Consider the following 309-nt stretch of genomic DNA (forward strand, 5'->3'; position numbering starts at 1 on the left):
TGTTTCCTGTTACATCTGTTGTTCTGAAGTAGAATTGTGGTCTGTATCCTGAGAAGAATGGTGTGTGTCTTCCACCTTCTTCTTTTGTTAATACGTATACTTCTGCTTCAAATTTTGTGTGTGGGTGGATTGTTCCAGGTGCTGCTAATACTTGTCCTCTTTCGATGTCTTCTCTTTGTACCCCTCTTAGTAATGCTCCGATGTTATCTCCTGCTTCTGCTTCGTCAAGTTGTTTTCTGAACATTTCTACACCTGTTACTACTACTGTTCTTTTTTCTGTTGTAAGTCCTACGATTTCTACGTTGTCTC

Annotated in this window: 1 protein-coding gene; it reads right to left on the reverse strand. The window is 39.8% G+C overall.

Annotation, left to right across the window (positions count from 1 at the left end):
- The coding region (locus tag ACU68U_RS09325; RefSeq protein WP_446763201.1) for an EF-Tu C-terminal domain-related protein at positions 1-309 on the reverse strand (309 nt) is incomplete at both ends.

The organism is Finegoldia sp. P3-F-LR (assembly GCF_052932165.1).